Origin of the sequence: Streptomyces sp. NBC_01224 (genome assembly GCF_036002945.1) — a bacterium.
GTDB lineage: Bacteria > Actinomycetota > Actinomycetes > Streptomycetales > Streptomycetaceae > Streptomyces.
The window spans coordinates 2,232,087-2,253,746 of the sequence record NZ_CP108529.1; the positions used below are offsets into that span (position 1 = coordinate 2,232,087).

The window sequence follows — 21,660 nt, forward strand, 5'->3', positions numbered from 1 at the left end:
GTTCATTTCACAGAGGTAACGAACATCTATTGGCATAGAAAAGTTTCTACGTGGTCCCCATGAGCACCTCGTCGGCGTTACCCAAGACCCACAAAGGGCACAGAAGTGGCACGGAAGCGGCACGAGGCGACCGTCGGGAAGTCCTGCGGGCAAGCCAGGAGCCGATCCTGAATGCACGATCACGCACTCAAGGTCACTTCTGACGACATCCTCAAGCACAGTCCGGGACGCCGCCCCTACGCCCTTGTGCGTGGCCGAACCCGGTTCCGGCCACGCAGAAACAAAAAACGGCGGGTCGCCACCCCCGTGGTGGCGACCCGCCGTTCGGACGAGTGGTTCAGACGGCGATGACGGTGACGCCGGCCTCCGTGAAGCGGGCGGTCGCCTCGGGCGTGATCCCCTTGTCGGTGACCAGGAAATCGACCTGCCCGAGATCGCAGACCCGTGCGAAGGCCCGCTTGCCGATCTTCGAGGAATCGGCAGCCACGACCACTCGTTGCGCCTGCTCGGCGAGCAGCCGGTTGATGCTGGCCTCGCCCTCGTGGTGTACATATGCACCGCGCTCGGTGTCGATCGCATTGACGCCCAGCACGGCGACATCCAGCGTGATCTCGCCCAGTACCCCGCTGGCCAGGGGGCCCGTCAGCTCGTACGACTGCGGCCTGGCCACTCCGCCGGTCACCACGATCTTGATCTGCGGCCGGATGACCAGCTCGTTGGCGATGTTGAGGGCGTTGGTGACAACGGTCAGGGTCGGCTGACCGCCCATCCCGGCCGCGGTGTCACCGACGACATCGGAGCGCACCGCCAGCGAACGGGCCACCTCGGTCAGCGTCGTTCCGCCGGTCAGTCCCACCACTTCACCGACCGCCACCAGTTCCGAGACGGCGCGGCCGATGGCCTGCTTCTCCGGGGCGTGACGGCCGGTCTTGTAGCGCAGGGCCAGTTCGTAACTGACACCGTGCGCGACCGCGCCACCGCGGGTGCGCGTGAGCAGCTGCTGCTCGGCGAGCTGGTCCAGGTCACGACGGATGGTCGCGGCCGAGACATCCAGCGTCGCGGCGGCGTCCTCGACCTCCACCCTGCCGTTCTTACCGACAAGTTCCAGCAGCGCGTTCCACCGGGCATCCCTGGACAAGAGAAATCTCCTTACGAGCCCGGGCTTCGGGCACCCATCCCCTTGGGTACGTGTCACCGGACACGCGCAAGCGTCGCACAAGGCTTTCCCCAGTCAAGCCTCCTGCAAGCAGAATGCTTGATAATGCTTGTACCACGTGTATAACGTGCGCAAACGAGCATCCCACTACGAGTACGGAGTGCAAGAGTGTCATTTGTCGAGATCGAGACAGCCAGTCAGCCGGAGTGCTGGCGACGCGCCGCCGAGCTGGCCCAGACGCAGGCGGCCGCTCTGCCCGCCACCGGTGAGCGCATCGCGGTCGTCGGCTGCGGCACTTCCTTCTACATGGCTCAGGCATACGCCGCGCTCCGTGAGGAATCCGGGCAGGGCGAGTCCGATGCCTTCGCCGCCTCGGAGTTCCCCTTCGGCCGCAGCTACGACCGGGTTGTCGCCCTCACCCGCTCGGGGACCACGACCGAGGTGCTGGAACTGCTCAACCGGCTCCGCGGTGCCACCCGCACCGTGGCCATCACCGCCGACCCGGACACCCCGGTCATGACGTCCGCCGACGAGGTTGTCGTGCTGGACTTCGCCGACGAGCAGTCCGTCGTGCAGACCCGGTTCGCCACCACGCTGCTCACACTGCTCCGCGCCCACCTCGGTCTGCACACCGACGCCGTGGTCCGCGATGCGGAGACCGCACTGGCAGAGCCGCTGCCCGAAGGCCTGCTGGACTGCACCCAGTTCACCTTCCTCGGCCGTGGCTGGACGGCAGGTCTCGCCAACGAGGCCGCGCTCAAGATGAAGGAGGCGTCCCTGTCCTGGACGGAGGCGTACCCCGCGATGGAGTACCGCCACGGTCCCATCAGCATCGCCACCGCCGGCACCGCGACCTGGATGTTCGGCACCGCCCCCGAGGGCCTCGCCGAGCAGGTGCTCTCGACCGGCGCCCGCTGGGTGGAGAGCGGCCTGGACCCGCTGGCCGAGCTGGTACGCGTCCAGCGTCTGGCGATCGCCCGTGCCGCCGCCCGCGGTCTGGACCCGGACAGCCCGCGCCATCTGACCCGCTCGGTGGTGCTCGCCGGCGCCTGACCGACCGATGGACATCGTCGAGCGCACCTTCAACGGTCTGAGCGGGGGCGCTCGCAAGGCTGCCCACGGAACCCCTTGCGAAGTCCCTCACCCGGGCATTCGTGAGGGGTTCCTGGCCATGCCCGCGCGTGGCCGCGCACGTGGCGGCGATATCGGGGTGCTCGTCCTCTCCGGGTCCAGTGGGCGCATCGAGGACGAGCGGTGCCGGATCCTGGCCCGGGAGGGCCTGACGGCCTTGTCGATCCGCTGGTTCGGCGGGGTCGGGCAGCCGCCCGGCATCTGTGAAATCCCGCTGGAGACTTTCGGGTCCGCGATCGAGGCGCTCCGCGCGGGCGGTGCCCGGCGGATCGGCGTCCTGGGTGTGTCCAAGGGGGCTGAAGCCGCCCTGCACCTGTCCGTGCTGCTGCCCGGTATCGACGCGGTGGTGGCGGTCTCCCCCACATCAATGACCTGGGCAAACGTCGGCCCCGGCCGGGACGGACAGACCCGGCCCCACCGGTCTTCCTGGACCTGGCGGGGTGAGCCGCTGCCGTTCGTCCCCCATGACACTTCCTGGGCGCCGACGCCCGCACAGCCCGAGGGCGTTCCCGTCGCCATCCGTGGCTGGTACGAGCGCAGCCGGCAGACGTTCGCCGACCGCGTCGACGCGGCGACGATCGCGGTGGAGAAGTCCTCCGCCGAATTCGTGCTCGTCGCCGGCGGGGACGATGCGATGTGGCCCTCGCTGCCCTATGCCGACGAACTGGCCGCCCGTCGCAGGGCGGCCGACCTGCCCGTACGGGTGATCAGCAGCCCCGACGCAGGCCACCGCCCGCGACTTCCGGGCGAGGGCCCTGCCCCCTCATCCGCGCACTTCCTGTACGGAGGCTCAGCCGCGGCGGACGCGGCGCTTGGCGCGGCAGCCTGGCCCCACATACTCGGTGTGCTCCGCGGCGCGTGTCAGGGCGGCGTCTGACGGCACTTGAGCGCGTCGGGTGTCTGCTGCGACGCGCGTGACGTCGCTTGAGCGTCCCTGTCCGACGCGGCGCTTGGGTGTCGGGCTCCGCCGCTGTGTTTGGGGGTCAGTCGTCCGCTGCGGCAACAGCCGAGGCCCCGGACGGGCACCCGGTCCCACCGCGCGCTGCGCTGCCGCACGCTCCGTGCCGGCCTCTCAGCCGCTCCACCGCCCGGCATACGCTCGGTCGGGGGGCAGGGGTCGTGACGTGGCCGGCGGCCGTTTCGGCCGCCGGCCCCGCCTCTCGGGCGACACCGCCGTGGTCAGGACTCCTCGAAATAGACGTCCAGGACCGCGTCAAGTTCTCCTGCCCACTGCTTGAGATCGTTCCTGGCCGGTGCCTCGACCTCGGCGTTGAACCATCGACGAGTCGACATATGGACCGTAACGGTGAACCGGCGGCCGAACCGAGGAGTCTTCACCTCAACGGCACCGATCTCGTCCCAGTGGAACTCGGCCTCCTGGTCGTCCAGCCGGAACCGGACGCCGTCACGGTCCGCGGTGATCGACCCACGGCGGTCGCTCACCTCGAATACGGGGCCGTCCTCCGCCTCCTTGTCGTCAGCCGCCGCTTCGGCAGCGGCCTCCCCGCCGGCTGTCGCATCGTCGGATACGGCCTCCGCAACGGCATCGTCGCGGGCGACGGCGCCGGGCGCCCGCTCCTCTGTCCTTTCCTGGTCCGTCTGTTCCTGGTCTGTTTGTTCCTGGCTCGTATCCGGCTTTCCGGCAATAACAGGGGCCGTGAAACCAGGGATGTACGCCGGGTCTGTCCCCGCGGCGTACCCGGGCTGAGTGTTCGGATCTATGCGCTGCTCCACGGCGGGCAGTATGGCCGACTAACCTGTACGAGACCAGTGACCGCCACGCTCTGCGCCCGTCTGTCCCGGCTGCGACCTCCGAATGCGCCGTCAGCCACGCCTCCGCGCTGCGTCACTGTCTGCGCGCCGCCAGAAGTTCGGTCACCTGGCCCAGTGGGAGGGCCGGGACGTGGTGACCCGCCCGGCCGGTCATCGAGTGTGCGCCGGTGAGCACATTGAGCACCGCCTCCTCCACCGACTCGACCACCGCACCGTAGAAGGGATCCATCCGGCCCCATGGCACGAAGCGCATCGACTCGTACGGCGCGCTGCCGTCGTCCGCGGGAAACGTACTGGTCAGCGCGGACGGGTTGGCCGTGGAGAAGGCCAGGAAGAGATCCCCGGAGAAGTGGCTTCCAGTGGTGCCGGTGCGGGCGAGGCCCAGCGTCACCCGCCGGGCCAACGCCTTGCACTGCCCCGGCAGCAGGGGCGCGTCGGTCGCCACGGCCACGATCACCGAGCCCGCGCCGGGCGGCACCTGGGGCTCCCCACCGGGCACCGGTTCGGGGGCCGGCGTCTCGGCCGGATCGGACAGTTCACGTCCCATCGGCACACCGGCGACCATCAGTTCGCGCCGTGCGCCGAAGTTGGCCTGCACGAAGGCGCCGACGGTGTAGCGGTCCTCGCCGTACTGCACCACCCGCGATGCGGTCCCCGAGCCGCCCTTGAAGCCGTAGCAGCGCATGCCCGTTCCGCCGCCGACGCATCCCTCCTCGACCGGGCCGGAGGCCGCCGCCTCGATCGCGTCCGCCGCATGACGGGACTCCACGGCCGAGCCATGGATGTCGTTGAGGTGGCCGTCCCAGGTCTCGGTGACCACCGGCAGCAGCCACTCCGGTGCCATACCACGACGGTTGGCGCGCACCCACTCGACCACGCCGCGATGCACCGGGCCGACCGCGTACGTGTTCGTGATGACCACCGGCACGGCGAGTGAGCCGCTCTCCTCGATCCAGGCGGTTCCGGTCATCTCACCATTGCCGTTGAACGAGTGCCAGCCGGCCGCGCAGGGCGTACCCACGCCGTCCCGCCCGCGCGGCAGGAGCGCCGTAACTCCGGTGCGTACGTCCTCGCCCTCGACCAGGGTGACGTACCCTACCTCGACACCGGGCACGTCCGTGATCGCGTTCCACGGCCCCGGCTCACCTGTCAGAGGGATGCCCAACTCACGTGCACGCTTGCGGTCTTCGCCCATGCGGTCTGCACTCATGCGGTCAGAGATTACGGGAACACCCGCACGTCGGACGAGGTGCGAGCCGACGTTTCGTCGTATCCGGCCTCCCCGCCGCTGATGTTCGAGACGACGCGTTCGGCAACCGGCATGATTCTCCCGGGTCTCCTCACGCGTCACCCCGGACTGCGCGCCGTGCCATGTACCGCAGTGGTGACCGCATGCGGCGCCCCGCTACCCGGTGGGCGCTTTCGGCTCGCTCCCGACAGCGATGGCGGTCACCACGAGACCGTCCGCGACCAGCCAGCGGCCACTGAAAGCCGTAGGGGGCTCCGTTGCCCCCGCAGCCAGGTCCGGCTCCGTGGCGGAGATCAGCAGCCCGGCGGTGAAGCTGCCGTTCGAGTGGAGCACGATGTCGGCCTGTTCGAAGCCGAGCCAGCGGTGGGTGAGCGGGAACCACGCCTTGTAGACGCTCTCCTTCGCGCTGAACAGCAGCCGGTCCCAGCAGATCTCGGGGCACGCCCGACGCAGCTCGAGCTCGCGCTGCTGTTCCGTCGCGAGCGCGATCATCTCGTACACCCCGTCGGGCAGTGGCTCATGCGGTTCGGCGTCGATGCCGACGGTGAGCACATCCGCCCGGCGGGCGACTGCAGCTGCTCGGTAGCCCGCGCAGTGGGTCATGCTTCCGACCACTCCTCCCGGCCATATCGGCGCACCATGTTCGCCTTTCAGGATGGGGGCGGGTGCGAGACCGAGTTCGCCGAGCGCGCGCCGGGCGCACCAGCGTGCGGTGGTGAACTCCTTGCGCCGGCCCTCCACGGAATTACGGATCAGCTCTTCCTCACCGGGAAAGAGAACCGCGCCTGGCGGGTCGGAGAGCGCCTCGGCAACGGCCACCTGGGACGGCAGAATCTTCTCAATCATGTTCCCCCTCGTACCGGCTGGTTGATCCATCCTCTGCATCGTCTCCGAAGCCTGCCCGAAGACTGAAGAGTTTTCAGTTCGTGGCGAACCGGACCGGTGTTGCAACTGTCACGTCAGGACCGAGGGATCGGGTTTCGTCTCGGCGAGGCTCGGCCAACGGATCTGTGTGGCACGCAGGGATACGAGGATGGCCGAGGCAGCAACGGCAGCCATGCCCCACACCAGGCTGCTGGGTGCCTTCGGTGCGGCGGCGCCTGGACGACGGGCGGGTTGACGGACCGTGGACGTCTGGGAGGACGTTCGGCAGCGCTCAGAAGTCCTGTGGTCGTGGGTCCAGGACTTGGGATACATGCCTGGGGTGCAGCACACGGGCGTGCTGCACCCCAGGGTTTCGGTCAGTGGCTGCTGCTGTACTGCGGGAGCTTGTCCTCGTCCTTGTGCTGCTTGTCCGGTGCCCGTTGGGTGAGCTTTTCGCCTTTGATGTCGACGTTGGGCAGGATGCGGTCGATCCAGCCGGGCAGGGACCAGGCGCGCTTGCCGAGGAGGGCAAGTACTGCGGGCACGATTGTCATGCGGACGATGAAGGCGTCGAAGAAGACCGCGATCGCGAGGCCGAAGCCCATCGACTTGAGCATGGCGTCGTGCGAACCGACAAAGCCGGCGAATACGGAGATCATGATGAGGGCTGCGGTCGTGACGACCTTCGCGCTGTGCCGGAAGCCGGACTCGATCGCCGTGCGGGCATCCGCGCCGTGGAAGCTGGTGTGCGCCCCCGGCTTCAGGGTGACCTGGACGGGGACCTTCGAGGCTCCGGCAGCCCGCGCCCTCAGCGAAGCTCGACTGTCCCGCATCAGTATCGCTTGACCGCCGTCACCGAAAGTTGATCACCACTGGCGCGACCTCGGCCGGGGTCGAGCCATACCCCGTTCGCCTCACAGTGGTTGCCGTAGCGCGGACATGGGGGTGGGCTGTCAGAGGATGCCGAGCGACAGTCGCAGGCGCCGAGGAGGCGCATCCCTCGCCGAACGAGCGGGGTCGGCCCTCCGTCAACCCACACGAGACTTGGAGATTCCCATGACATACCGCCAGGGACAGCGCGTCGAGTACCGGGACCAGCAGAACCAGAAGCAGCAGGGCGAGATCCGGCAGACCGAGGGCAGCGGGGCGAAGACTCGCTACGCCGTCCAGAACGAGAAGACCATGCGAGAAGAGAAGATCAACGAAAGCCAGATCGAGCGAGAGCTGTCGTAACAGCCCTCTGGATGCGGCCGCCGTTGCAAAGCGCAACGGCGGCCGCTCGCCCTCGCTCAGCAGCGGCTTCCCTCGATTCCAGGCTGCCGCCCCGAGCGGAGACCTTGCCCTGCTGCCAGTCACGAACCTCGGTGACCAAGCGGGAGACGCCGGAGGGTTGTTGGACGACGTGTTCGAAGGCAGCCAGCACGCGGCTTCGGGTGGTGGGGGCGTTGGTCTTGTGCGCGATGCGTCGCAGGCGCTCCATGTCGATCGCCACACAAACGCGCGTGGCCGCAGGACCGCCAAACCGAAGAAGTTCTGGTCAGTGGTGTCGTAGACCCAACGATGGATGTCCTTCATCGTGCGGCCGATGCGGTCGAGTCCTCTTCCGTCATGACCTTCTTGGCCCGGTAGCCGTTGCGGGTGTTGCCGCCCGAACGTGACCCACGGCCGCCGGCCTGTCCGGCCCCCGCGGCCAGGTGCTGGTCCATCTCGGCCTCCAGCGCGGCCTGCATCAGGTGCTGGGCCGGCTCGGGCAACAGCCCGCCCTCGCCCATCAGCCGCAGCCCGCCCTCGGCCGTACGCTCCGCCGCGAGCGCGGCCGGCTCCTCCAGCAGCTCGACGGACAGACCGTTCACGGATACCGGCACCGACTTCACGTCGGCACCCTGGACCCCTTCGCCGGACCCGGCAAGCGACGCGCCCTCAGCGGACTCGATCAGGTGACTCCTTCTTGGAGAGTCAGCGCCTGATTCATGACACTCCCGTCGAGGACGCACAATCCGGAGGGCGGTACCTCGATCGTGTGGATGCCTGGTGTGAGGGAGAGAGCCGTGGCCTGCTGCAATCGACCTCGGGCGTCATACGTCTGTACGCAGACCCGGCGGGGTGGTCCGGACACGTCGAACACCATCCGTGAAGCGGTGGGGGCGTTGATGAGGGAGAGGGAACGCCAGGCCTCGGTGGGGAGGGGGACGACCTTGTCGGTGTAGTTGGTGATGACCCGTTGGTTTCCGCAGGTGGCCGTTACCTGGGGAAAGAGTTCGTCCGGGCGGCCGGGTTCGTAGTGGCCGGAGGTAAGGACGGGAGCCAGTCGACGCCAGGTGGCGAGCCAGAATGCGAGGGTGTCGCGGTGGTTCGGGGAGAGCCGGGTGAGGCGAGCGGAGATCTGCGGCACGGAGTGCAGGGCCCCATGGAAGTGGCGGGCCACGCTTTCCGGTGTTGCCCGCGGATCCCACATCAGCATGTCGGAGTGGACTGCTCCGCCGGGTGCGAGCAGCGCGATGTCCAGCGTCCGGATGCGGTTGGCGACGGGATCAGCCGGGCAGTCGGTGGCGCGCAGCGCGTTGCCGAGTGCGGTCATGGCCGGCCCGGTGTAGGGCTGGCGCAGCTCGATGACGAACTGGTCGCCGCGCAGGGCCCGCAGGGCGTCGCGGATGTCGGCGAGCAGCGCGGCCATCGCCTCTCCGACGTCCGGAATGTAACTGGGGGCCGGTTGGTCGGGTGCGGCGGCGTAGGCCATGGCCTCGTCGAGGAAGTCGATTTTCAGGCCGTCGAGTCGGTACTTGTCGACCAGGGTGCGGCAGGTGTCCGCGATGTGTGCGCGCACCTCGGCGTGGCGGGGGTCGAGGATGTGGCAGTCGAGGTGCGGGACGTGGTGCGGCGCGTACGGTGCCCAGGCTTGGTAGGCGGAGGAGTGCTCTCCCAGAAGGAGCGGGGCGATCCAGGCGGTGTAGCGCAGTCCGGTCTGGCGAACGGTTCTGACGTGGGCGCGGAAGTCGGGGAACTTGACGGGGTCCGGCTGCCAGTCGCCGCAGCCCGCGTAGCCGCGGCCGTTGCCGTGCAGTTGCCAGCCGTCGTCCAGGAACAGCTGGCCGCAGCCGAGGGTGGCGGCGAGGGCGGCCTCTTCCTCGACCTCGGCGGCGGTCATGTCCTGGGTGAAGGCGTACCAGGTCGAGTAGACGGGCGTCCGGGCGAACTCCGGAACGGGCAGCGGCTCACCGTCGGGCAGACAGGCGAGCCACTGGCGGAGCCGGCGGAGGGCGGCAGCCATGGTGGTGCCCGGCGCGGGGATGCGGACTCGGCAGGTCTGCCCGGCGGCGAGGGGGAGCCGCAGCCACACGCCGAAGCGCTTGCGCTCCTCGGAGACACCGAAGCGGATCCAGGTCTCTTGGACGGTGCGGTCGGTGGCGAGGGCGAGCAGGCTGCGACCGGCGGTGTCGTAGAGGCAGCCGACGGGTGCGGATCGTACGAGTGACAGGCCGCGCCATGCCGACCAGTCGGCGGGCAGGGTGCGCTCCCAGCCGGCGTCGGGGTGCCAGAAGCCCGCGGCGTCGCCCAGTGGTACGTCCAGGCGCAGGGTCACGGTGCCGTCCGCCGTTGCCGTGACAAGAGCGTCGGTCCCGGCAGCGCCGTCGTGCGGCAGGGTCAGGGTGGCGCTGTCGGCGAGGGTACGCAGGCTGATTCGTGTGTCGCCCACATTGAGGGTGTATTCGCCGTCTTCCCACTGGCCGGGGTCGAAGGCGGACAGGTCGACGGAGTGGATGGACATGGTGTCCACGGAGGGGACCTCTCTGCGGGACGCGAGTGGGGCGTCCTTGTGGTTGGCTGCCGCGCCTGGGGGTCGCCGGCCGGCAGTTTCCTGCCGGCGTCAGGCGATCTGCGGTGTGAGGGAGTGGAAGGGCCGTCCGTCGAGCGTCCAGTGCGGGTCGGGCGCGATACCCAGGGCGGCGTAGACGTGGGGGGCGACATCGGCGTGGCGGAGGCTGTCCGGTGTGGTGGAGGGGGTGATGCCGGGGCCGTTCGCGGCGATCCAGGCGGTGCGTTCCGATGCGCTGCGCCCGCCGTGGCCGCCTTCGTCGCGGTGGCCGTGGTCGGTCACCGCGATGATGGTCCACTCCTCGGACCGGGCGTCGGGACGTCCGCGTACGGCGGTGAGGAGCTGTCCGAGTCGTCGGTCGGCGGTCTCGATCGCGTGCCGGTACTCGGGGCCGCAGCCGAGGTAGTGGGCGGTCTCGTCTACGGCGCCGAGGTAGACGAAGGAGGCGTCCAGGTCTTCGCCGGAGCTGAGAACCCTTACGGCTTCGTCGGTCACGCTCTGGTCGCATTCTTCCCAGGCCTGCGGGGTGTCTTCGCGCGGGGCGATGTAGGCGAGCCTGCTCGGGGCCGCGAAGACCGGGCCGCCCTGCCGGGCCAGGAACAGGGGTTCCCAACCGCCGGCCGCGAAGGTCCGCAGCCCGTGCTCGGCGGCCAGCCGGGTGGTGAAGTCGGGGAACACCCCAAGCCGGTTTCCGGTGAAGTTGTTGCCCCAGACTCCGTGCTTGGCCACGCCGACACCGGTGACGATCGTGGTCCAGCAGGGGCCCGACATGGTCGGTGTGTCGTCGTCGATGTGGACGGGCGCGAGGAAGCCGGCGTTCGCGAGTTCGTCGAGGTTGGGGGTGTCCAGCAGGGGCAACAGGTCGAGGCGGACGCCGTCGATGCCGACGACCAGGACACGGGGTGTGGGCATGTTCTCGGTTCCTTCGTGAGTCGGGGGCAGAAGGGGGCGGGGGGTCAGACGGTCCGGCTCAGCCGGATCAGGCGGCTGGCGTAGTCGTCGGCGGGCAGCCGCAGGTCGATGCCCCGCCGGGTCAGGACGGCGCCGCTGTGGGCGGTGCCCTCGTCGATGTCGAGGTAGCGGGCCGCGGGGTCCAGGGCCGGCAGGGCGAGCCTGGGGGGCTGGTGGCCGAAGCGGGTTGCGGGGCGCCAGGCAAGGACGGCGTGTTCGGTGTCGTCCTGGGACGCGTAGTGCACGGCTGTCACTCCGCCGAGGCCGTGGAGGCGGTGCTGGCGGCCGTGCTGGACCAGGGGGCGGATCTGCTTGTAGCGGATGACGAGCGCGGTGGCCTCGTCGAGCTCCTCCTCGGACCAGGCGGTGAGGTCTCCGCCGAGGCCGAGCGCTCCGGCCATGGCGACGTGGAAGCGGAACCGGAGAGGGGTGGTGCGGCCGGTGGTGACGTTGGGGCTGTCGGTCACCCAGGCGGCCATGGACTGGGCGGGGAAGAGCTGGCTGAAGCCGTGCTGGATGCTGATCCGGTCGACGGGATCGGTGTTGTCGGAAGTCCAGGCCTGGTCGGTACGGGCGAGGATGCCGAGGTCGGCCCGTCCGCCACCGCCCGCGCAGGCCTCGATGCGAAGGCCGGGGTGGTCGGTGCGGAGGCGGTCCATGATCCGGTAGACGGCGCGGGTGTGGTCGATCCACAGCCGGTCGGGGTCCGGGTGGCCGGCCCATCCGGCTTCGGTGACGACCCGGTTGGCGTCCCACTTGAGCCAGTCGACGTCGTGGTCGCGCACCAGCTGGTCCAGGGTCCGGTGGGCCCAGGCCTCGACGTCAGGTCGGGCGAAGTTCAGCATGAGCTGGTTGCGCAGCTCGGTGGCGTCCCGAGTCGCTGCGTGGATGACCCAGTCGGGATGGGCACGGTAGAGGTCGCTGTCGCGGTTGACCATTTCCGGCTCCACCCACAGTCCGAAGGCCATGCCCAGGCGGTGCACCTCGTCGGCCAGTGGGCGCAGCCCGTCGGGGAACGCCTCGGGCCGGGGTGTCCAGTCGCCGAGGCCCGCCCGGTCGCCGGTACGGCCGCCGAACCATCCGTCGTCGAGGACGAAGAGTTCGGCGCCCAGACGTGCGGCCAGCCGGGCCAGGCGTAGCTGGCCGGGCTGGCCGACGTCGAAGCCGGCGGCTTCCCACGAGTTGTAGACGATGGGCCGGTCGTGGTCGGGGGCGGGAAGGACGCTGGTGCGGATGTGGGTGTGCCAGGCGCGGCTGGCGGCGCCGAAGCCGCCGGGGGTGTAGAGGCCGGCGAAGACGGGTGTGTGCAGGCTCTGGCCGGGCTGGATGGTCCAGCTGAGTCCTTCGTGGCCGAAGCCGCCGGTCCAAGTGGTCCGGCCGACCGGGTCGCGGTGCACGGTGATGCGCCAGCTTCCGCTCCAGGCCAGGGCAGTGCTCCAGACCTCGCCGTGTTCCTCGTCGGCGGTGCCGTCGTCGAGGGCGAGCCAGGGGTTGGCGTGGTGGCTGGTGACGCCGCGGCGGCTGGTGAGCACGGTCTCGGCGACCGGGAGCCGGTCGCGGTGCAGCTGGAACTCGCTGTTCCAGCCGCCCACGAGGTGGCTGAGCCGGTAGTCGGGCAGTGCCGGTACCGTCCAGGAGGCCGAGTCCAGCCGGTCGACGGTGACCGGGCCCGAGTCGTCGGCTCCGGTGTGGGTGAGTTCCACCCAGCGCTCGATGACGTCACTGCCGGGGCGGACGCGGTAGCACAGTTCGGCGGCCAGCGGGTAGCGGCGGTCGGCCAGGTGCAGGCGAAGCTCCCCGTCCCGGACCGTGTGCCCGGTAAAGGACCACTGAGCGCCGCGGGTGCCGTCGGCGAACCGCACTTGGAGGCCGGCCGGCCCGAACCGCGCACCGGTCTGCGGGGCCAATTCGTCCGGGGCGGGCTCTGCCTCGAAGCTGCTCGCGGCAGGTGAGGTGGCCGCGGGCAGTCCACCGAGGGCGTCGGTGTCGAGCATTTCCCCCCAGTGCAGATGCCGGGGGCTGCCGTCGGCGCCGATGCGCACGGCGTAGACGCTGTGCGGGGTCCGCAGGACCGCTAGCCCGCGGGCGGGGTCGAACGAAACGGATGAGGGCGTGGGAGGCACAGGAGGTCCCGAGGGGTGTCGAGCGTCGGTGAGGACCGGGCGGCCGGCCATGATGAACAACGGTGGAAGCGCCCGGAGTTGGGCCAGAGCGTAGGACTGCCCGGGCGGGAAAATCAATACTGGACGAAGTTATTTATTTGCCGGTAGGTTGCCGCCGTGTTTCCAAACCACTCGCGGCCACTGGTCACCGCACCGGCCGAAACCGCCATCCTCGCCCTGCTGTTGGCCGAGAGCCCGCTCAGCCGGGTGGAGCTGGCCCGCCGGACGGGCCTGTCCTCGACCGCTGTGACCAAGGCTGCGCGACCGCTCATCGACGACGGCTACCTGCACGAGCTCCCCCCGGAGCGCACCGCTCCGGGGGCCGGACGCCCCGTGAACCCGCTGGCCGTCACTCCCGACCGGGAGTTCGTCGTCGGTGTGAAGATCAGTGCCGACACCCTCTTCGGCGCGGTCTGCGACCTGCGGGCCCGGATGCGCACCACCGCCAGTCGGCCGTTGGGCGACCGCGACCCGGCCGCCGTCTGTGGGCTACTGGCCGACCTCGTCGCCGAACTTCTCGACGCGAACCCCGAGTACCGGGCCCGCACCCGGCATCTGGGCATCGCGGTCTCCGGCGACGTGGACCGCCCCTGCGGGCGTGTCCGCTACTCCGTGCTCCCCAGCTGGCGCGACGTGCCGCTGGCCGATACCGTCGCCGCGGCGACCGGCCTGTCCGTCACCGTGGAGAACGACGTCAAGGCCATCACTGCCGCCGAGCACTGGTTCGGCGAGGGCATCGGTACCGAGTACTTCGCGCTGGTCACCATCGGAGCCGGGATCGGCTCCGGGATCGTCATCAACGGTGAGCTGGTCGCAGGCGCGTACGGCGTCGCCGGAGAGATGGGGCACATCAGCATCGACCCGGCCGGGCCACGGTGCCACTGCGGCCAGGTCGGCTGCGTCGAGGCCATCGCCTCCAGCGACGCCGTCCTCGCCGCCATCCGCTGCGCCACCGACGACCCGGACCTGGACTTCGACGGCGCCGTTCAGCTCGCCCGTGGTGGAGACCCCGCCGCGCAGGGCGTCTTCGCGAGGGCGGGCCACGCCATCGGCGTCGGCATCGCCACACTTGTGAACCTCGTAGGTCCCGAGCGCGTCGTCGTCACAGGCGAGGGGCTCGACACCTACGACCTTTTCGGAATGCACATCAGGGACGCCTACGAAGCGCACTGCTTCAAAGCAGCGGCGAAATGCCCGCTGACCCTGCGTCCGCTCCCCTGGGAGGAGTGGGCCCGCGGCGCCGCCGTCGTCGGCATCCAAGCCCTATTCCCCTGAACGAGTGTCACCATCCTGTTCGCCGGCCCAAGCTTCCGGCGCAACCGATGTCCATCACCGTCTGCCAACTGTGAATGCCGGACACCGGCTGCGCCGGACAACAACACGTACACCCAACCCTCTCAACCTGAAGGACGCGAAGTGAGCGCACGGAGCTCCAAGCTTAGCCGCAGAGGATTCCTCGGCGGATCCATCCTGTTCGTCGCCGGAGCAGCGGTCGGCTGCAGTACCGACCCGGCCGGCGGTGGCTCCTCCGGTGCGAAGACCACCCTGAACGTCTGGTCCCACGCCTACGGCGAGGCCGGCACCCAGCAGGCCCTCACCCGTTATGCCACCGCGTTCACCAAGGCCAACCCGGACATCGCGGTCAAGGTCACCTGGACCCCGGGCGACTACTCCGGCAAGCTCTACGCGACCCTGCTCACCGACGCCGCCCCGGACGTCTTCGAGATAGGCGACTTCAGCGAGAGCTTCGCCCGGCACGGCCAGATAGCCCAACTGGACGACATCTACGGCAGTGCCAAGTCCGACTTCAACCCGGGCGCCCGCGACATGGTGACCGTCGACGGCAAGCTCTACGGCGTCAAGACGCTCGACGACGTCATGATGCTCTACTACCGCAAGAGCGTGCTGTCCAAGGCCGGCATCACCCCGCCCGACAGCTTCGACGCGCTCGCCGACGCGGCCAAGGCCCTGAGCTCCAAGAAGACCAAGGGTCTGTTCGTCGGCCAGGACGGCCTGGGCGACAGCGCCATCCTGTCCGTGTTCTCCAACGGCGGCGACCTCGTCACCGACGACGGCAAGGCGGGCTTCGGCTCCTCCCAGGCCGCCGAGGCCGTGGCCGGGCTCAAGCGCCTTCACGACGACCGGTCCCTGCTGCTCGGTTTCACCACCGACTGGTGGGATCCCGCCGCCCTCACCCAGAACGTCGTCCCGATGCAGTGGGGTGGCCTCTGGTCGATGCCCGCCATCAAGACCGCGCTCGGCGACGACTTCGGCGTCCTGCCGTGGCCCGCCTTCAAGCCCGGCGGCAAGCCCGTGGTGCGCGTCGGCGGCTGGAGCACCTGCGTCAACGCCAAGGGCAAGAACGTGGACGCGGCCAAGAAGTTCGTCCAGTGGCTCTGGATCCAGCAGACCGACCTCCAGACGGACTGGTCGCAGAGCTACGGCCTCCACATCCCGCCGCGCACGTCCGTCGCCGCCACCGCCGACAAGCTCACCCAGGGGCCCGCCAAGGAGACCGTCGAGCTCGCCGCCGAGTACGGCAGGAACAACCCCAGCACCTGGAACAGTGCTGTGAGCTCCCTCTTCACCGCGGCTGCGGCGAAGATCGTCAGCGGGAAGGGCGATGCGGAGCGGCTCCTGGCCGACGCGGCCAAGAAGGCCCAGGGCGAGATCGACAAGCAGCGCGCATGATGAAGTCCGCACCTCCACCCACGCTTCACCACGAGCGTGTCGGGTGCCCCGCGGCCGAGCCGCGGGGCACCGCCCCCGTCCGCCGTTCCCGCCCGGACTGGCGTGCCTGGGGAGCGTTCGCACTGCTCGCCGGGCCCCTGCTGATCGGCCTGGGCCTCTTCAAGTACGTCGCCATCGGCTGGAGCTTCCTGCTCAGCCTCAGTGAGGCCCGCGGCAGCATCGCCCTGGGTCACTGGGTCGGCCTGGACAACTACCAGGCGTTGCTCTCCGATGCGGTGTTCCGCAAGTCGCTCGGCCAGATCCTGCTGTTCACGGTGTTCATCGTGCCGGTGACGTTCGCAGCCTCGCTGGGACTGGCGCTGCTGGTGCACCGGATCCGGCGCGGCCGGGCCGTGCTGCGCACCGCCTTCCTGATCCCGGCCGCCGTCTCCTACGTCGCAGCCTCCCTGCTGTGGAAGATGAGCCTGTTCAACGGGCTGCCGAGCGGCATCGCCAACACGATCGGCGGATGGTTCGGCATGGATGCCGTCCCGTGGCTGCAGACCACCTCGCCACCGCTGTACTGGGTCGTCCTCATCACCCTCCGCCTCTGGCTCCAGGTCGGCTTCTACATGGTGCTCTTCCTCGCCGGGCTCCAGGCCATCCCCAAGGAGATGTACGAAGCCGCCGCCCTCGACGGCGCCACCGGCCTGCGCCTGCTGCGCAGGATCACCCTGCCGATGCTGCGCAACACCTCGGTGGCCGTCCTGATGCTGCAGTTCATCGCCGCCTTCCAGGCGTTCGACGAGTTCTACAACCTGTTCAACAGCGGGCTGTCCGGGTCGGCCGCGGCCCCGATCCGAACCCCTCTGGGCTACCTCTACGACACCGCGATGGGCGCCCAGAACTACGGCCTCGGGTCGGCCGGAGCCTTCGTGCTCACCGCCCTCATCGTCGTTGTGACCCTGGTCCAGGGCCGGCTCACCGGCTTCGGCAAGGGTGAGGAGTGAGCAACATGGCAACCACCCGACAACTGCCGCAGGTACTGCGCCGGTCCGTGCGCGGCGTGCTGGCCGGCCTGCTGACGGCAGTGTTCCTGGCACCCTTCTACCTGATGCTGCGCAACGCGCTGATGGACACGCAGGACCTGACGTCACCGCACTGGACGTGGTGGCCGTCGACGATGCACTGGGAGAACTTCACCTCGCTCTTCAGCGACCCCACCCTGCACATGGGCCAGGCCCTCGGCAACTCGTTGCTGATCGCCGCGATCACCGCCCCGGTGTCGACGCTCCTCGCTTCGGCCGCCGGATACGCCCTCGCGCGGATCCCGGTGCCCGGACGCGGCGTCCTGCTCGCCTTGGTCGTGGCCACGCTGATGATCCCCGGCTCGGTGACGTTCGTGCCCACCTTCGTCGTCGTGGGCTCCATGGGCGGGGTCAACACTCTGTGGGGAATCATCGCCCCCGGGCTGTTCAACCCATTCGCCGTCCTGCTCTTCCGCAACTTCTACCTCCAGTTCCCCAGCGAGATCGAGGAAGCGGGACGCCTGGACGGGCTCGGCTGGCTCGGCCTCTACCGCCGGATCGCGTTGCCGTCGTCCGGAGCGATGCTCGCCTCGCTCGGCGCGCTCGCCTTCATCGACAGCTGGAACGCCTTCCTGTGGCCGCTGGTCATCGGCCAGGACCCGTCCGCGTGGACGGCCCAGATCGCCCTGTCGACGTTCCTCACCTCACAGACCATCAACCTGCCCGGACTGTTCGCCGGAGCCGTCGTGACCATCGCCCCACTGGTGGCCATGTTCCTGGTCGCCCAGCGCTACATCGTCGAAGGCATCGCCACCAGCGGCCTCAAGGGCTGAGCCGCTCCTGACTCCGGACCACCGGTCCGGGCCGCACCACCTGAAGATCCGACCCCCCACTCCCACCCCCCATGGAGGGGAAATCATGAGATCCGACAGGTCGGCTCCCGCCGTCAGAAAATTCTTCTCCCGAATCCTGCCTGCCACGGCAGCCGCGGTTACCCTCGTCCTCGCGGGAACCTCCGCTTCCGCCGCAGCGCCCCCCAGCGCCACCAGCACCGTCACCGCCACTGCGATGACCGGACCGCAGTTGGCAGCCTCCTGGACGGGACCGCTGAGTACCCGCGGGCGGTACATCGTCGACGCCAACGGCAACCGCTTCAAGCTGAAGGCCGGCAACTGGGCCGGCGCCCAGGGCACCTGGGAAGGCAGCGGCGACGTCAACGACCCCGCGAACCACCAGGCGGACCAGATGTCGCACAACATCCCGTTGGGCCTGGACCGCGCGCCGATGACGCAGATCATGGCCGACTTCCACGAGCTCGGGCTGAACAGCATCCGCCTGCCGTTCGCCAACGCGATGATGCGCGACACCACGGTCGTACCGGACTCCGCGGTCGCGGCCAACCCGCAGCTGAAAGGCAAGACCCCGCTGCAGGTGTACGACGCGGTGGTCGCGGCCCTGACCGCCGACGGGTTCGCGGTCATCCTCAACAACCACACCACCACCTACCGCTTCTGCTGCGGCCTGGACGGCAACGAGCGCTGGAACAGCGGCCAGTCCGCCGAGCAGTGGCAGCAGGACTGGCTCTTCCTGGTGAACCGCTACAAGGCGAACAAGCGTGTCGTCGGCGCCGACCTGCGCAACGAGATTCGTCGCGACACCTGGGACGACCCCAACTGGGGCTGGGGGGACGACCACGACACCTACGCGGCCTTCGAGCTGGCGGGCACGCGCATCCTGGGAGCCGACCCCGACATGCTGGTCATCATGGAGGGCATCAACTGGTACGGCATCCCACTGGACGGGCTGAACTACGGCAGGCCGATGCTGACGCCGGTCCGTGAACTCTCCAACACCCTGATCTCCTCCGGGAAGCTGGTCTACGCCGCGCACTTCTACGGCTACACCGGGCCGAACTACACGGGTGCCGGCAGCGGACCGGGGCACACCAACGACTGGCCGTACGAGGACTTCCCGCTCGACAAGCTGAAGCAACTGGTGCACGACGAGGCCCTGTTCGTCACCCAGTCCGGCCAGCACTTCACTGCCCCCGTCTGGATCAGCGAGTTCGGTGCCGGCGGCCGAGGGTCGCAGGACACCAAGGAGAAGACCTGGTTCGGCAACTTCACCGACATCCTGGTCGAGAACGACACCGACTTCGCCATCTGGCCGCTGGTCGGATGGACCGGCGCCAACGGCGCGCCGCAGGACACCTGGGCCCTGATCTCCTACGACACCGCCGGCAAACGACAGAGCCTCAGCGACTCCGGTGACTGGCGGTCCGCCGACTGGAACAAGCTGGTCAACGCCTCGGGCGTCTCCGGTCCGGTCGCACAGGTCGACCACTGGAACATGCTCAACCTCGACTTCCGCGACCACAACGTCTCCTCCCGCATGCTCGCCCAGGGCGACTGGAGCCCCGGCTACCGCAAGGGCAACTGCCCCGACAGCCAGCGCCTGACCGGCCTCGGCCGCAGCGACAAGCGCGGCCTGTGCACCGACGCGAACCAGCCCGCCAAGGGAGCCGGCGCCTGGGTGGCCGTCCATGACGAGCGCTACGTCACCCACGGTGACTGGGCCTCGGGCTACAACAAGCTCCAGTGCCCCGACAACACCTTCGCCGTCGGCTACAGCGTCAACGGCAACTCCATGGCCGGCCTGCTCTGCGCGCCGTCCGCCGCGCCGCTGCCGCTGAACGGCCGCAACGTCTGGTTCGACCACGGCGACAACCGCCCCGCCACGGGCGGCTCGATCGAAAGCGACTGGGCCCCCGGCTACTACAAGGGTCAGTGCACCGACAACGAGTACATCGCCGGCGTCGCCTTCACCTGGAAGTGGAACAACGGCGGTGTCCCCGACGCACTGCTCTGCCGTCCGCTGAGCTGACCCACCCCCATCAGTTCCATCAGTTCCATCAGTTCCATCATCGAGGAGACCACGGCCATGCCACGACTCGAGGTTGCCGCAGACGGCTTCCGTCTCGACGACCGACCGCTGCGGATCATCTCCGGCGGGCTGCACTACTTCCGGATCCATCCGGAACAGTGGGCCGACCGGCTTCGCAAGGCGCGCCTGATGGGACTGAACACGATCGAGACCTACGTCCCATGGAACCTTCATTCGCCCCATCCGGGTGAGTTCCGGCTGGACGCAGGTCTCGATCTTCCCCGGTTCCTCGACCTGGCCGCCGCCGAAGACCTGCATGTGCTGCTCCGCCCCGGACCGTACATCTGCGCCGAGTGGGAGGGCGGCGGCCTGCCCTCCTGGCTGCTCGCCGACGAGGACATCGAACTGCGCAGCCGCGACCCGCGCTACCTGAAGGCGGTGGACGACTACCTCGCTGCCCTGCTGCCGCCCGTCCTTCCTTACCTCTCCACTCGTGGCGGCCCGGTCCTCGCCGTGCAGCTGGAGAACGAATACGGTGCGTACGGCGACGACTCCGGCTACCTGGAGAATCTGGCGGAGCTGCTGCACCGGCACGGAGTCGACGTGCCGCTGTTCACGTGCGACCAGCCCTCCGACCTGGAGCGCGGCGGCCTCGACGGCGTCCTGCGCACCGTCAATCTCGGCAGCCGGGTGGACGCCGGGCTCGCCGAACTGCGCACGCATCAGCCGTCCGGGCCGCTGATGTGCAGCGAGTTCTGGATCGGCTGGTTCGACCGCTGGGGCGGCACCCATGTCACCCGCAGCGCGGCCGACGCCGCAGCGGACCTCGACCGGCTGCTCGCGGCCGGTGCCTCGGTCAACATCTACATGTTCCACGGCGGTACCAACTTCGGTTTCACCAACGGCGCCAACGACAAGGGCACGTACCGCGCCACCGTCACGTCGTACGACTACGACGCGCCTCTGGACGAGGCCGGCGACCCCGCCGCCAAATACGCCGCCTTCCGCGAGGTCATCGCCCGGTACGCGCCCGTCCCCGAGGAACCGGTACCCGCCCCCGCGCCCAAGCTCGACCCGGTCGTCGCCGAACTCACCGCATGCGCAAGCCTCCTGGACCAGCGCGAACGGCTCGGCAGCGCGGTGCACGCCGACCGCCCGCAGGTCATGGAACAGCTCGGCCAGTCCCTCGGATTCATCCTGTACGAGACGGCGCTCCCGGCGGCCGGGCCGACCGTCCTCCGCATCGCCGAGGTGCACGATCGCGCCCAGGTCTTCGTCGACGGCCAGCCGGTCGGCGTCCTGGAACGCGAGAACCATGAGCACACCCTCGCCTTCCACACCCCCCGGCGCGGCGCGCAATTGGCCGTGCTGGTGGAGAACCAGGGCAGGGTCAACTACGGGCAGCGCATGCACGACCGCAAGGGACTGCTCGGCGAGGTCTCCGTCAACGCACTGGCCCCGGACGGCTGGTACAGCCGGTCGCTACCTCTCGACGATCTGGGCCGGCTGTCCTTCACCGCGTTCGATCCCGCCTCGCCCCCGGTCGGCCCCACGTTCCACCGTGGACACCTGGACATCGAGCAGCCGGCCGACGGCTACATCGCCCTGGACGGCTGGACCAAGGGCCACGTCTGGATCAACGGCTTCGCACTCGGCCGGTACTGGTCCCGAGGACCGCAGACCACTCTCTACGTCCCCGCACCGATCCTGAATGCCGGCCGGAACGAGATCACGGTCCTCGAGCTGCACGGCTCCACCACCCGCACGGTGGAACTGCGAGGCACTCCAGATCTGGGCCCCATCGAGGACTGACGTCCGCGACACCGGTCGGTACGCCTCAGAGCCTGTCGGGTGACCTTCGATCGGAGAGCGGACGCGGCATGGTGCGTGCGATTCCAAGGCGCCGGGATGGCCTCGTAGCGGAGCTACTAGGGTATTTCGGCAACGCCGGAAGCGTGCGTGCCAGGCCGTGGCCGCCC

16 protein-coding genes and 2 pseudogenes are annotated in these 21,660 nt (G+C 69.3%); 9 read left to right on the forward strand and 9 right to left on the reverse strand.

Features of this window, described 5'->3' with window-relative positions; all coding sequences use genetic code 11:
* Positions 1–337 precede the first annotated feature (337 nt).
* Entirely contained in the window at positions 338–1,138 is an 801-nt protein-coding gene (locus OG609_RS09450; protein WP_093899008.1) for a DeoR/GlpR family DNA-binding transcription regulator, read from the reverse strand.
* Positions 1,139–1,324: 186 nt separating this feature from the next.
* On the opposite strand from OG609_RS09450, the gene OG609_RS09455 reads away from it, so the two are divergent.
* Positions 1,325–2,209 (forward strand): SIS domain-containing protein, encoded by an 885-nt coding sequence (locus tag OG609_RS09455; protein WP_327272406.1) that lies wholly within the window; start codon positions 1,325–1,327, stop codon positions 2,207–2,209.
* A gap of 118 nt (positions 2,210–2,327) precedes the next feature.
* Positions 2,328–3,164 (forward strand): acyl-CoA thioester hydrolase/BAAT C-terminal domain-containing protein, encoded by an 837-nt coding sequence (locus OG609_RS09460; protein WP_327272407.1) that lies wholly within the window; start codon positions 2,328–2,330, stop codon positions 3,162–3,164.
* A 302-nt stretch (positions 3,165–3,466) separates the two neighbouring features.
* On the opposite strand, the gene OG609_RS09465 is transcribed toward OG609_RS09460, so the two are convergent.
* The 4 genes and pseudogenes from OG609_RS09465 to OG609_RS09480 all read right to left on the reverse strand — a co-directional run.
* Positions 3,467–4,021, reverse strand: coding sequence for a hypothetical protein (locus tag OG609_RS09465; RefSeq protein WP_327272408.1), 555 nt, complete (start codon positions 4,019–4,021; stop codon positions 3,467–3,469).
* A gap of 112 nt (positions 4,022–4,133) precedes the next feature.
* The gene (locus OG609_RS09470; protein ID WP_442818067.1) at positions 4,134–5,255 is read right to left on the reverse strand and encodes a DmpA family aminopeptidase; all 1,122 of its coding nucleotides are present in this window, start codon (positions 5,253–5,255) and stop codon (positions 4,134–4,136) included.
* Positions 5,256–5,465: 210 nt separating this feature from the next.
* Positions 5,466–6,155, reverse strand: a complete 690-nt coding sequence (locus OG609_RS09475) for a 4'-phosphopantetheinyl transferase family protein (protein WP_327272410.1) — start codon at positions 6,153–6,155, stop codon at positions 5,466–5,468.
* A 395-nt stretch (positions 6,156–6,550) separates the two neighbouring features.
* Positions 6,551–6,910, reverse strand: a pseudogene (locus tag OG609_RS09480) (MMPL family transporter); the annotation flags it as partial.
* 319 nt (positions 6,911–7,229) lie between these two features.
* On the opposite strand from OG609_RS09480, the gene OG609_RS09485 reads away from it, so the two are divergent.
* Complete coding sequence (locus OG609_RS09485; RefSeq protein ID WP_327272411.1) at positions 7,230–7,406, forward strand: hypothetical protein; 177 nt, start codon at positions 7,230–7,232, stop codon at positions 7,404–7,406.
* A gap of 368 nt (positions 7,407–7,774) precedes the next feature.
* Here OG609_RS09485 and OG609_RS09490 read toward each other — a convergent pair.
* The 4 genes and pseudogenes from OG609_RS09490 to OG609_RS09505 form a co-directional block, all read right to left on the reverse strand.
* A pseudogene (locus OG609_RS09490) lies at positions 7,775–8,038 on the reverse strand (transposase); the annotation flags it as partial.
* Positions 8,039–8,106: 68 nt separating this feature from the next.
* Positions 8,107–9,939, reverse strand: a complete 1,833-nt coding sequence (locus tag OG609_RS09495) for a glycoside hydrolase family 36 protein (protein ID WP_327277987.1) — start codon at positions 9,937–9,939, stop codon at positions 8,107–8,109.
* A 99-nt stretch (positions 9,940–10,038) separates the two neighbouring features.
* Positions 10,039–10,899, reverse strand: coding sequence for an alkaline phosphatase family protein (locus OG609_RS09500; protein ID WP_327272413.1), 861 nt, complete (start codon positions 10,897–10,899; stop codon positions 10,039–10,041).
* A gap of 44 nt (positions 10,900–10,943) precedes the next feature.
* Positions 10,944–12,980 carry an alpha-galactosidase gene (locus tag OG609_RS09505; RefSeq protein ID WP_327272414.1) on the reverse strand — a complete coding sequence of 679 codons (2,037 nt, stop codon included), beginning with the start codon at positions 12,978–12,980 and terminating at the stop codon, positions 10,944–10,946.
* 237 nt (positions 12,981–13,217) lie between these two features.
* On the opposite strand from OG609_RS09505, the gene OG609_RS09510 reads away from it, so the two are divergent.
* The 6 genes from OG609_RS09510 (at position 13,218) to OG609_RS09535 (ending at position 21,493) form a co-directional block, all read left to right on the forward strand.
* Positions 13,218–14,375, forward strand: coding sequence for an ROK family transcriptional regulator (locus OG609_RS09510; RefSeq protein ID WP_327272415.1), 1,158 nt, complete (start codon positions 13,218–13,220; stop codon positions 14,373–14,375).
* 141 nt (positions 14,376–14,516) lie between these two features.
* Positions 14,517–15,791, forward strand: coding sequence for an ABC transporter substrate-binding protein (locus OG609_RS09515; RefSeq protein ID WP_327272416.1), 1,275 nt, complete (start codon positions 14,517–14,519; stop codon positions 15,789–15,791).
* A complete protein-coding gene (locus OG609_RS09520; protein WP_327272417.1) occupies positions 15,788–16,780 on the forward strand; it encodes a carbohydrate ABC transporter permease in 993 nt (330 codons plus the stop codon). Before OG609_RS09515 ends, OG609_RS09520 begins: the two co-directional genes overlap by 4 nt.
* A 5-nt stretch (positions 16,781–16,785) precedes the next feature.
* Positions 16,786–17,631: a carbohydrate ABC transporter permease gene (locus OG609_RS09525; protein WP_327272418.1), complete on the forward strand. Its 846-nt coding sequence runs from the start codon at positions 16,786–16,788 to the stop codon at positions 17,629–17,631.
* An 85-nt stretch (positions 17,632–17,716) separates the two neighbouring features.
* The gene (locus OG609_RS09530; RefSeq protein ID WP_327272419.1) at positions 17,717–19,681 is read left to right on the forward strand and encodes a glycoside hydrolase family 5 protein; all 1,965 of its coding nucleotides are present in this window, start codon (positions 17,717–17,719) and stop codon (positions 19,679–19,681) included.
* Between the two features lie 57 nt (positions 19,682–19,738).
* Positions 19,739–21,493 carry a glycoside hydrolase family 35 protein gene (locus tag OG609_RS09535; RefSeq protein ID WP_327272420.1) on the forward strand — a complete coding sequence of 585 codons (1,755 nt, stop codon included), beginning with the start codon at positions 19,739–19,741 and terminating at the stop codon, positions 21,491–21,493.
* The last annotated feature ends 167 nt before the right edge of the window (positions 21,494–21,660 follow it).